This is a genomic window from Fontisphaera persica (assembly GCF_024832785.1).
Classification (GTDB): Bacteria; Verrucomicrobiota; Verrucomicrobiia; order Limisphaerales; family Fontisphaeraceae; genus Fontisphaera; species Fontisphaera persica.
In genome coordinates, this window is sequence record NZ_CP116615.1 from 680,922 (window position 1) to 691,572 (window position 10,651).

Annotated in this window: 5 protein-coding genes; 2 read left to right on the top strand and 3 right to left on the bottom strand. The window is 57.2% G+C overall.

Annotated features, from left to right (window positions below; all coding sequences use genetic code 11):
• Positions 1–9: 9 nt before the first annotated feature.
• A complete protein-coding gene (gene aroB, locus NXS98_RS02615) occupies positions 10–1,122 on the top strand; it encodes a 3-dehydroquinate synthase (protein ID WP_283846912.1) in 1,113 nt (370 codons plus the stop codon).
• 22 nt (positions 1,123–1,144) lie between these two features.
• On the top strand, positions 1,145–1,780 hold the full coding sequence (locus NXS98_RS02620) for a hypothetical protein (RefSeq protein WP_283846913.1): 636 nt from the start codon (positions 1,145–1,147) through the stop codon (positions 1,778–1,780).
• On the opposite strand, the gene NXS98_RS02625 is transcribed toward NXS98_RS02620, so the two are convergent.
• From NXS98_RS02625 to NXS98_RS02635, 3 genes are all read right to left on the bottom strand, one after another.
• Positions 1,751–4,279, bottom strand: a complete 2,529-nt coding sequence (locus NXS98_RS02625; RefSeq protein ID WP_343214128.1) for a lamin tail domain-containing protein — start codon at positions 4,277–4,279, stop codon at positions 1,751–1,753. The genes NXS98_RS02620 and NXS98_RS02625 overlap by 30 nt on opposite strands.
• Before the next feature lie 178 nt (positions 4,280–4,457).
• Positions 4,458–5,033 (bottom strand): hypothetical protein, encoded by a 576-nt coding sequence (locus NXS98_RS02630; protein ID WP_283846914.1) that lies wholly within the window; start codon positions 5,031–5,033, stop codon positions 4,458–4,460.
• A gap of 263 nt (positions 5,034–5,296) precedes the next feature.
• On the bottom strand, positions 5,297–10,555 hold the full coding sequence (locus NXS98_RS02635; protein ID WP_283846915.1) for an immunoglobulin domain-containing protein: 5,259 nt from the start codon (positions 10,553–10,555) through the stop codon (positions 5,297–5,299).
• Positions 10,556–10,651 lie beyond the last annotated feature (96 nt).

Below are 10,651 nucleotides of genomic sequence, written 5' to 3' on the forward strand. Positions count from 1 at the left end.
GGGGAGGGTATGCACGATGTTGAGGTACCGTTGGGCAACCGCAGTTACCACATCCTTGTGGGGGTGGGTAATTTATCGGGACTGGGCGAGGAGTGCCGGCGCCTTCCGTTAAAAGGGCCTCGTTGCGCCATCATCACGGATGACAACGTCCGTCCGTTGTATGGTCCACTGGCGGAAAAGAGCCTTAAAGACGCGGGCTTTGAGCCTTTGATAATCAGCCTGCCGGCTGGCGAGTCCACCAAAAGCCTGAAATGGGTGGATTTTTGTTATCAGCAACTCGCCGCATTCCGCCTGGAGCGGCAATCCTTCCTCGTGGCTTTGGGAGGCGGAGTCATCGGCGACCTGGCTGGTTTCGTGGCGGCGACTTACTTGCGGGGTATTCCATTCGTCCAGGTCCCCACCACGCTGCTGGCCCAGGTGGACAGCTCGGTGGGGGGCAAGGTGGGCATCAATCTGGAGGCCGGGAAAAATCTGGTGGGCGCTTTCTACCAACCGCGCCTGGTCATCTGTGATTTGAGCACGCTTACCACTTTGCCCTTGCGCGAGCTCCGCGCTGGCCTGGCTGAGGTCATCAAATACGGCGCTATTTACGATGCGGATTTGTTCCAACTCTTGGAAGCCACCCTGCCGGTGCTGCTGCAACTGGATTTGCAGCATTGGGAGCCGCTCGTCGCCCGCTGTTGTGCCATCAAGGCCGAAGTTGTGGCGCAGGATGAAACGGAATCGGGCTTGCGTGCCATCCTCAATTTCGGGCACACCATCGGTCATGCGATTGAGGCGGTGTCCGGCTACGGCCACTATTTGCACGGGGAAGCCATCGCCATCGGCATGGTGGCCGAGGCCTGGTTGTCGCAGCAAAATACCGGCCTGTCTCCGGCAGAGGCACGGCGGTTGGCGAAGCTGATTGCGGCGGCGGGCCTGCCCGTGCGTTATGCGGTGGACGAGGAGCGCTGGCAAAAGCTGCTGCACGCCATGCAATTGGACAAAAAAGTCAGCCAAGGACAAATCAAGTTTGTGCTGCTTTCCGCTTTGGGCCGGGCGCTCTGGGGCCAGCCCGTCGCCCCGGAACAAATCCGGCAATCCCTGGCATCAACCTTCGCCGACGAGGCTGCATCCACTTGAAGCTGCCCTACGCATAACCACCATGTCTGCTATCAGCGAAACCATCGTGCGGGAATACTTTGAACTGCACGGATTTTTTATTCACCAGGAGCGCAAGGCGGTCAGCCCTGTGCGGCGTGAAGACGAGGACATTGACTTTGTGGTTTGGAACCCGCAAGCCCAGCCTTCTGCGGCTCATTTGCCCTTTGTTTTGCGCTCGCGCCACTTGCGGCATATTACCCGGGCCGTGGTGGTGGTCCGGGGCTGGCACACGGAGGCCTTTACGGCGGCTTTTCTCAACGCCGTCCCCGAAATGCTGCGGTTTTTGCAACCGGACAGTCTGGAACGATTGGAGCGTGTTTATCCCGGCCCGGAACCGTTGCTTAAACTGCTCGTGGCGCCGGAGCTGCCGGTGCAGGAGACGGCCCGCCAGCAAAGCATCGAGTTTCTCAAGAGCAAAGGTCTGGACGGCGTTCTGCTTTTTCGCGATGTGCTGGCTGATTTGGTGGACAGCGTGGAGGCCAACCGCAATTACCAGAAGAGCGACCTTTTGCAGGTCATTCGCATCCTCAAAAAGTATGGATTTCTGCGCGGCCCGCAGTTGGAGCTGTTCAATACCCGCCGTTCCCGCAGTGCGGGAGCACGCAAATCACGGCCTGACCCTGGTGCGCAGGAATAGCCAGCCGTTGGTCATGGGCATGGTGAAATTCACCTGGCTTCCGCTGTTCGAGTAGGTGGCCAGCGTCGTCCAGTTCGAGAGATTCAGGGACCCCTGAATATCGTAAGTGAATCCCGGGGTGGTATTGAAAACCAGTTGGATGGAGTTTTGTCCCGCCTTTTGCGGCGGCGGAATCATGGGGGCCGTAACCACGGTCAACGTGGCCGGCGTGCTGGTGACTGTGGCTGTAGCATTGCTGATGGTTACGAAATAAGTGCCGGCATGAGCCGGTTGCACATTGGACAGCACCAGCGAGTTATTGGTGTGGCCCGCCAAAATCGCGCTGTTAAACCACCACTGGTAGGCCAGCGGAGCATCGCCCGTGGCGTTGACGTTGAAGGTGGCTGTGCTCCCTTGCAACACCGTCTGATTCTGCGGCGGCTGGACGATGGACGGAGGATTGGCCGTGAAAAACACCCCCGGCGAGGGAGGCGCGCCGAACCAGCTTGTTTCGTCATTGGCGTAAAGCGGCGCAATGCGATGCAGGGCATTGCCGCCGCCGTCCACAAAGTTGGTGGGCCAGGGCGCCTGGTCCTCATAACGCACTTTTTCCACGAGTAACTGCGGTACATAGCCGGCATCTGGATGCGGCGGACGCTGGGCGAAATCAGGTCGAATCAGTTCAATCAACATCGTGCTGTTGGCCAGCTTGCCGCCGTAGGGCCCGTAGATGCGATTAAAATTGGTGGGGATGTTGTATTTGGCCTTGAAGATGGCCAGTTGCACGGTGTTGGTGACCGGATCGAAATTAACCACCAATAAACTGCTGCGCGCCGGCAATACCACCCCCGTGGGAAAGGTAAATTCAATGCCGCCATTCAAACGCCAGCGGTTGGTGGCTTCGGTGGGGGTGAATAAGGGCACATTAGTGGAGGCCAAATTCGTCAGCTCAATATACTCATTGAGCGAATCATCCAACTGATTGGTGCCTTGGATGATGTCAGGGGGATGATACATGATTTCACTGATGATGATGGGCCCCACCAAGGGATAAGGGTTGGTCTCCCCGCGGCCCGTGAGAAAGACCGACATCATCTCGGGTGGGTCATTGGCCGTGACGGACGTGCCGAGGGATAAATGCGACATGGGCACAAAGTCCGTTTTGCCATCGCTCTTCACATGCCGTCCCAAAGAGACCCCGTTGGCCGTGGCTTCAAAGGCCTTGCTCAGCCGGAAACCGGTTAACGGCCCGCCCCGGTTGGTGGCGCTGCACAACACCACTTGATCGCCGCGGGCTGAATTCAGGGTGAAGCTGGGCGCGATGCCGGTGCCATCTGGATTAAAATCCCTCTCGTACACCACCAGGAAGCCATTGGGAGGCACCACAGTGTTGGTGGGAAACTGGTATTTACGCGGGTTATCTTCGCTGTTGCTGAGATAAAAGTGGTCCAGGCGATAAGGCTCGGAGGTTAAATTGAAAAACTCAATGGCATCCACCAGGGGCGGGTCTGTGTGGGCGAGCACCTCATTGATCACGATGTTCGTTATGAGCTGGAAATTGCTTTTGCCAGGGGTGCTGCGATTCACAACGAAACTCACTACATTGTTGGTGTTGCCATCCGGCATAAGCCCGTCGGAGACATTTTCCGGCTGCCGCTCCCGCACAATGACGCGATGAATGGCCTCCTGGGCCGGCGCACCCACATATGGCAGTAAAATCAACACATCGCCCACGTCACCGCCGAGCCGAAAATCGCATTCGTTGGCTGGCGCACGGGTGCCGCCATTGTCATTGGCCCAGAAAAGCTGGAAGCCGTTGGAGCTGATAAACGAAAGGGGGGGGATGACCTTTTGCTTGGCAGCCCCGCCATTATCCTGAATCACCAGCCCTTCCATGTTGACCGGAGGATTGGTGGCGGGATTAAAAATTTCAAACCAGTCATCCGTGACCGGCGTGTTGGCCAGCCATTCATTGAATAACAAGGCACGCGGTGTGCCCAGGGGAATGGGGGCGGCATTGTCGGCCCCCGGGGTAGGCATGGTCAAACGCCAGGCCCCGCTGCCATCAGGCCAGCGGCTGATGGACAAGTCCTCAATTTGAAAGCCAAACCGCACGTAATCCACCAGCGTGGGGGCATTGGTGGGACCACGATAAAGTCCAACTTCATCCGTGGCCTTTTTCAAATCGAAGCCTGTGTACAGCCCGGGGCCGTTGGTGATTTTATTGCACCAAACCACCAGGAACTCAAAGGGTTGAATGACCGTGCCTGGCGGAAAGGCGTACTTAAAACGCTCCGTAAGATTGGTGTTGTTCGTGAGATACCAGTCCGTCAGGCTCACAGCATTGGGGGTGGGGTTGTACAATTCGACATAACTCTTGGGATAGCCCTCCCCGTTGCGCACAGCCGCATTGTTATCCGCCAACACCTCGTTAATCACAATTTGTGCCGGGGAACTTACGGGAAGAACCATTGTCAACGCGGTGGCGCTCAGCCACCCCATCCACTTAAGCAACGTCATATATTCTGCTTAAAGTTACATCAAAGCGCTCTTTTTCTCAATTTCGTTTCCATTTGGCAACGGCATTTTGCATGCCGTGTAGCTCAAAAATGGGCGCTTGGCCAACGGGGCGGGCGAAAAAAGAAATGCCTGCGCCTGAGGCAGGCGCAGGCACATGCGTGCTGGCCAAAACGAAGGCTTATTCGTCCGAAAGTAGGGTGTCAGCCAGAATGGCTAGGCGCACCCGTTTGGCGGCTTCCGCCTGGAAATCCGGGCGCGGTGGAATCATCCACCGGTCCAGCGAAGCGCTAGTGTAATTGCCCGTTTCCGGCGGTGGATTACGCCGTTCAGGGGGATACTGGCTTTCCCAAACCTTTTCCAACAGGGAGGCGAGGCAATTCTGAACCACGCCTTTATATTGCCGCCGAAACAGCCGCAATACATTCCAATCTGGCCGGTTGCCGGCGCAGATGTATTTCAGCGCCCGGTCATGTGGAATGGCCAGCTCGATATCGCGTGAGCCGGTCAGCCCCCGGGCATACGCGCAGGTCAGGAGCGTCAACAGCATCGGTGCCTGGTATGCTCCAAAGGCCGTTTTGAACTGGGTCTGCTTGAACTCCGGCTTGACCTGGTCTATGGCTTCCAACGTCATGCGTACCAGCGTCAGCGACCCCACCCATTCCGTCACGTCTCTGGGCATCGCCACCGGCTTGCGGGTCAGCGCCGCTTCGCCCCCATTACCCTCGGGCCATTCCTTGTGATTCGCGGCGTCCATATTAACTCCTTTCTCCGATTCTCGTTGCTTCGTTCCCCAATTTCCCATGTCTTTCATTTCATTCATTCATGCTTAAACTACCCCACCCTTGTTACGGAAGCATGGCGTGGAAGTTAAATGTAGAAGGGCATTTGAACTGTTCTAAGTAACTCGGAAAGAAGCGGTTATCCTGCCCCCACTCCCGTTAAACTGAGAGCGGGGCAGGGGAGGGCCACCCCCGGGCGACCGGCGGGCTAAACCGTGTTAAGGCCGACCTGGTGAACTCAAGGGCTTAATTTCAGGCGGTAAAACCGGCGGGGCCGGTCGGCGGCCTGCTGGTCTTCAAATACAATTCGCCCTTGGGGATTGGTGAAACTTGCGGCTCGTGTCCATTGCCGCAAATCCTCAGAAGTTTCAATGTCGAGGCTCGTGCCCGCAGGGACATCAAACGCCAGTCGCAAGACGCCATTGGACCATTGCAAAGACTCCGGTGGCAGGCTTAACCCATGCACGATAACGGTGGCCACCTGGCTGGTCACGGCTGCCACCGCATTGGAGACCACCACGTAATATTCTCCCGCATGAGCCATTTGCAGCGGCGCTAGCACCAGTTCAGCGTTGGTGGCCAGCGGCAGGGGCGCGCCGTTGTGCCACCATTGGTAACCTAGGTCAGTACCGGTGGCCGTCACTAATAAGGACAAAGAGCCGCCCACCCAACCTTCGCCGCTTTGTGGATGGTCCCAAATCTCCGGGGGAATCCTCACCGTGACGCGGGCGATGCGGCTGGTGACCACCCCGATGGCGTTGCTAATCACCACCCGGTAGTTGCCCGCTTGGAATGATGTGACGTTGGCCAATTCCAGCGTTGGGCCGGTGAAGGCTGGCAGGCGCAAATTGCCTTGATACCACTGGTAACTCAATGGCGCCATGCCGCTGGCCACCACGGACAATTGAACTCGTCCCAGGTAATCCACCTCCACGTCCGCCGGCTCCTGCAAAATCACCGGCGGGTCATTCGGGTAAAGCACCTCCGCGTAGAGGGCCATGCCAAAGACCACATCCGAACTTGTTGCGCTTTGCTGATGCACCTCCACCGCCATGACATTAGCTGCGCCAAAAAACACTCCGTTGGTATCCAGCGTCACCACCTCATAAACACCCTCCGGGGCAGTGGCATTGGCAAAAGTGCTGGCATTGACCGTGCCTTGATTCATCCGGATGCGCGCCTTCTCCAGCCCGTTAAGGTAAATGACCGCGCCGTCATCTACCAGATTGGAGGAGATTAAACGCACCCCACGCGCCCCTTGCACGGCGGGCAGGTTGAAGGTGGTGCGGAAATAATAAGTCGTGATGGCCCCACCGCCGGGCGTGGTCAGGCTCAAGAGCGTGTTGATGGGTGCTATCGCCGGGTTGTCCTCTACGGCCAACAGCCCGCGGCCTTGCGGCCAGGTGGCGTCACTGTAAGCAGTGCCGCGCCAGGTCGTGCCTAAATCCTGGCCTTGCTGGTGGTAACGCCAGAGGTTGGTGATGCCGAACACCAGCAACCGATTGGTGAGGGTGCCCCGGTCAATGGTCAACCGGGCCGGTCCACCCACTGCCATGCCAAAGGCATTCGAGACCACCACGGTGTAATCCCCCTGGTGTTGGTAGCCGGCATTGGTAATCACCAGCAGTCTATCCGTGGCTCCGACCAGATTGGTGCCATTCAGCCGCCATTGATAGCTCAGTGGTTCCCCTCCATAGGAAGAAACGCTAAAACGCGCTTCGGCTCCCAAAACAACCTCCACATCCGCAGGATGCTGGAGGATTTCCGGTGGGGCGTTGGTGGCGTCAACAAATAATAATTCGGCATCAGCAAAGCCCGCGGTTTCGCCATATTCCGGGCGAAACTGTGAACCCGATTCGTGGTGAAAATACCAGCGCCGGCGGGAAATGGACACGGTGAAATTGCCCATGTCACCCAAATTTTCAAAATTATTGACCACCGACGTTTGCCAGTCGGAAACACGGGTGCGGTTGATGGAGGAACGGCCCGTGTTCCAATCCACCGAGCAATACACCATGTAAGGCGCTTCATCATAATATTCCACCACTCCCCATGCCGCCCAGGTTTCAGAGCCATAAATGTAAAACTGGGCTGTATCGGGAGCCGGGCCGTAGGGAGTGACACGGCCGCTGGGTAGTTCAATGTCATAGTATATGCGCGTGGTGGAGTCATAGAGACCCACGCGGTTGAAACCCGAACAAACCAGGCTTCCATAGGTGTTTGTAATGGCACGTGATAATTCGATGGTGCGCCCGGTCTGAGTCAGATTGGTGCCATGCAGCTCCACCAGGTGGGTGATGCGCTGGTTGCTGCTGTAGTCAATGAGCCGCGTGCCCTGAGCGAAAGAATAGACGGTTTCCGTACGCAGGTTGCAGACCAGCCCGTAATAAGGAGAGGAACCCACCGTGGAGGCTTGGGTCAAGTCGCCGGCCAGCCAACGACCGGTGCGGCTATCGCCGGTTACAAAAACATGACTGCGCGAGACCGCGATGCCACCGCAATCGTCGCCCGTCAGCGATTCATGGTCCACCGTTTTGCTGTTGTTGGTGAGCAGATTGACGATACGGAAGGTGTTCGGCAGCAATTGGACAAATCGCACCTGCGCCATCCGGCTGGTGGCGGCTCCGTAAAGATTGGTAATCACCACGTGGTAGAGGCCAAGGTTTCCTGACTGGATGGAACTGAGTTTCAACGTGTCATTCGTGGCCGCGAGAATGGCCTCGCCGTTGTAATACCATTGATAGGCAAATGGCGGGGTGCCTACGACTGCCACCTGCAACGCGCCGTCATTTCCGGGAAGAGTACTCAAGTCCGCTGGCTGCAAGCTAATCATGGGTGGGGATAACACTGTGACCATGGCCGTGCGGCTGGTGACGGCGCCAAAATAATTGCTAACCACAGCGTAATACCCGCCCTGGTAATTCAAGTTAACATTGGGCAACGTTAAAACTGGATTGGTATAACCTATCCATTCGCCTTGGAAGTACCAATTGTAAAACAAGGGAGCATCTCCTTCCGCCTCCACGCGCAGTTCCAGTGTATTACCGGCCAGCACGGTTACATTGGTAGGGTGGGTGGTAATGCGTGGTACATTTCCCACCACCACATTGGCCACGCCGCTGGTGGCGCTGCCGTAGGGATTGGCAACGACCACGTAATAATCCCCCAGCGACTGGCTTTGCACATTGGTGATGACCAGCCGGTTGGTGTTGGCCGCCAGCGGCTGCCCGTTATGAAACCATTGATAACTCCGGGGCAACGCCCCGGCATCGGAAACCGCCAGCACTGCGGTTCCTCCCGTTTGCAAATATTGGGACGCCGGCGAGGCAATGATAAAGGGTGGAGCTTGAAGGCTTCTCTCAACGCTGACCGCCGCATATCCCAGTATCTCGCCGCCATTGGGACGAAATTGGGAACCAGCCTCATGGTGAAAATACCAGCGATTGCGGGAAAGGGAGAGCGTGATGCTGGCCATGTCGCCCAAATTATAGAAGTTTTGCAGCACTACCGTTTGCAGTCCAAGCTGTCCGGGAGCGGCTCCCGGCCCCACAGTGCTCCGCACGATGTTGCGGGTGTCCCGCACATACACCAAGTGCAAGGCATTGCTGAAACATTCCGCCACTCCCCAGATGGCCCAACTTTCAGAGCCGGAATATTGTGGAAAACTCAGGACCCCCAGGTCGGTGACGGTGCCATCCGGCAACGAAATATGGTAAAGCCTGCTGCTGGTCCATAAAACAAAACGCCCGCTGCCACTGAAAACGCCGGAATTCCAGGTTTGAATCGTAATGGGCTGGCTCAGCGCCACTCGGCGTCCTGTCCAAAGTCCGGTGTTGCCATCCAATTCCAGTAAACCGTCCACACGGGTCAAATTGTAGTGCTGGAATTGATTGGTTCCCTCAGCCAGCGAATAGATTTTTTCCGTGCGCAAATCAGCCACCAGGCCATCCAGGACGACATTCATCCGTGCGCCCCCGCCGAGCGTGCCTGCATCGTAATGCGCCGTGTAGTTGTCGCCGGTAATAAAGACGCGATTGCTGGACACCACCAATCCGCCGCGGTCATCCCCCGTCAAGTTGTTATGGTCAATGGCCACCACGTTATTGGTGCTGAAGCTCAAAATGCGAAAGATATCGGTATCTGGTTGAGCCACCGTCAACCACGCGACGGTGCTGGTGGCCACGCCCGCCGGATTGCTCACTTCCGCCCAGACGCGCCAGCCATTTTGGAAGGTGGTAACGTCCTCAAAAACCAATTGGGGGCCGGAGGCAAAAGGCCAAAGGGTCCCATTGACAAACCATCGGTAACTCAGCGGTGGGCTGCCAGATGCTTCCACTTCAAACACCACCGTTTCGCCTTCGCTCGCTGTGCGATGGGACGGCTGACGCAGGATGACCGGAGGGCGGGCGCCGGTGTGAATGACCACATCGTCCAAAGCCCATTGGGCAAATCCCACACCGCCATGCGCCGGCTGGTACCAGCGGAATTGGGTGTTGGTGGAAATGGCTGCCGGCGGTAGGGGAATTTCCAAAAAAGTCCAGTTGGTCAGCAAGGCATTGGTGAACACCTCCAAGACATTCCATTCTCCGTTGCCCACGCGGTATTCCAGTTGCACGGCCTCTTCGGGCAAAAGGGTTTCTCCCCATTCTTCGCGCCCCCCGGCCGCATAACGCAGATAAAAAGCCACTCTTGCTTCATCCAACAGAGAAAGCGGCCGGCTCACCAAGTATCGTTCATCGTCACCCCCAAACCACAAGCTGTTCACGCCAGAAACCGCGCCTGCATAATTGGTCACCAGCACGTCCACCCCCAGAGCGCCGGCAAAGGCGACCCACGCCCCCGGTTCCACGTCTGGTTCAAAGTCATCCATGAAACCGGGGTCAGGCACGATGACCTGAAAACTCCGGGTGACCCCCGTGGTTTCGCCCCAATTATCTGTGGCCTCCACCCGCAAGGTATGGGGACCCAGGCTGAGATTGGTCAGGATGATATCGTAGGGGGGCAGGGTCAACAGCCCCAGCAGGGCATCGTCCAAATACACCGCGAGATTGGTGATGCTGCCGTCGGCATCCGATGCTGCAAGGCTCACAACTAGAGGGGTGCCCAAAGCCACCAACTCACCTTCTCGCGGCCGTGCCACGGTTAATTCCGGCTGGGCATTCACGACAATTTCCACAGTGGGTGACCAGACACTGACCTGGTTGTTGTCCGTCGCCAGTGCGCGCAACAGGTTGGTGCCGGCAGGGGGATTGGTCCAAAGCAGGGTAAAAGGCGCGTTGGTGGATGTGCCCACATACGTTTTACCGCGGTAATAGTCCACGCGCACGACCATGCCCTCGGCGTCGAAGTATTGCACCGTCACCGGCAGGGGCAGTGAGGGGTGCGCGATGAATTGCCCGTTGGTGGGCGAGGTGATGTTAACCCAAAAAGGCTCCTGGGCCATTGCCATCATTCCCAGGCAAAGCCACAAGGCGCCCAACCGCCAGCCATTCTTCATAAGATTATTTCTATTATTGGACGTTGCCCCAATGGGTTTGCTCCAGGAAAAAAGGCCTATCCAGCCCCTGTTGGGCTTAACTCATAGTCTGCTTGT

Excerpts from the sequence above, each read along its gene's own strand:
- aroB (WP_283846912.1), top strand. The coding sequence starts at position 10 with ATGCACGATGTTGAGGTACCGTTGGGCAACCGCAGTTACCACATCCTT.
- NXS98_RS02620 (WP_283846913.1), top strand. The coding sequence starts at position 1,145 with ATGTCTGCTATCAGCGAAACCATCGTGCGGGAATACTTTGAACTGCAC.
- NXS98_RS02625 (WP_343214128.1), bottom strand. The coding sequence starts at position 4,279 with ATGACGTTGCTTAAGTGGATGGGGTGGCTGAGCGCCACCGCGTTGACA.
- NXS98_RS02630 (WP_283846914.1), bottom strand. The coding sequence starts at position 5,033 with ATGGACGCCGCGAATCACAAGGAATGGCCCGAGGGTAATGGGGGCGAA.
- NXS98_RS02635 (WP_283846915.1), bottom strand. The coding sequence starts at position 10,555 with ATGAAGAATGGCTGGCGGTTGGGCGCCTTGTGGCTTTGCCTGGGAATG.